The sequence below is a fragment of the Rhodococcus sp. NPDC059968 genome (assembly GCF_042738615.1).
In the GTDB taxonomy this organism is placed as follows: Bacteria; Actinomycetota; Actinomycetes; order Mycobacteriales; family Mycobacteriaceae; genus Rhodococcus_F.
In genome coordinates, this window is sequence record NZ_JBHWUE010000286.1 from 1 (window position 1) to 1,173 (window position 1,173).

2 pseudogenes are annotated in these 1,173 nt (G+C 64.1%); one reads left to right on the top strand and one right to left on the bottom strand.

Annotated features, from left to right (window positions below):
* Positions 1 to 261: 261 nt before the first annotated feature.
* Positions 262 to 492: pseudogene (locus ACFWAY_RS53870) on the top strand (LuxR family transcriptional regulator); the annotation flags it as partial.
* A 2-nt stretch (positions 493 to 494) separates the two neighbouring features.
* Here ACFWAY_RS53870 and ACFWAY_RS53875 read toward each other — a convergent pair.
* Positions 495 to 887, bottom strand: a pseudogene (locus ACFWAY_RS53875) (AAA family ATPase); the annotation flags it as partial.
* Between the last annotated feature and the right edge of the window lie 286 nt (positions 888 to 1,173).

The window sequence follows — 1,173 nt, forward strand, 5'->3', positions numbered from 1 at the left end:
CCGCTCACGGGTCTCGGTGTCGTACTTCCTCGGTGCTGGCATGACTTCATTCTCCTGGTTCAATCAGGAGTCTCCACCCGACCCAGGACAGTTCAATCCACGCCAGCGCCTCCAGAGACCAGGCCACGTCGAGCCGATCGTCCACCAACCGCGCGAGCCGCACGCTTTGCTCGAGCAGCCACGAGGCCCGCCTGTGGTCGGTCTGCCACACCGCCAACCCGAGCGCCCACAGCGAGTACGCCCTATGCACTGATTCGCCGCGAAACGTTGCTTCGGCGGTGCCCTGAGCTGCGCATTCTGGCAACGAGCCGTGAACCTCTGGGCATCGGCGGCGAAGCTGTGATGCGGGTCCTGCCCCTGACAGTCCCCGATCCGGATCGCCCACCAGCGTTGCAGGGGCTGCCTGGGTACGACGCCATCACGCTGTTCGCGGCGCGGGCAGAGGCCGCGGCACCCGGATTCGTGCTCTCGGAGGCCAACCGGGTCACGGTCAACTCGGCCAGCACCGCGACCGCCCCCACCAGGTGTTCGCAGTTGTCCAGCATGAGCAACACCCGCCGGTCGGCGAGATCGGCCAACAACTCCAGCGACGGGTCGGAGGACTGCTCCCGCAACCCCAATGCGGCAACCACGTTGTCCGCCAACAGTTCCGGGTCATGAATCTCCCCCAGCTCGATCAGCCACACACCGTCATCGAAGGCGCGGCGCACGTTCGCGGCCATACGCACGGCCAGTCGTGTCTTGCCGACACCACCGACGCCCGTCAGCGTTACCAGACGGGTAGCCGACAGCAGCCGCTTCGCCTCCGTCAACTCGCGGCGACGACCCACGAAACTGGTCAATTCCACGGGCAGGTTTCCCACCTTGTCCCGGACGATAGGAAGCATCACATTTGTCACTCTCCGTTGGGCAAAGTGATGCTCACTGCATCACCTGGCCCCGTTCAACCGAAACTGCATGACCTCGATACGTGTCGGCAGTTCAGATTCAGTGGTGGAATTTCGGTCTCTTCGCGGCTGCCCCCGGGGCCTGTGCCGAACTGGTCCATATCCATTCAGAGCTGGACTCCGGTGTCCGCGGCCCCCTGACTTGGCTCACTCCGAGGTGAGAAGCCAGGACGCAGCCCTCTGACCAGAGGTTTCTCGGTTCAGGAAGGCTGGTTTCACGCACTAA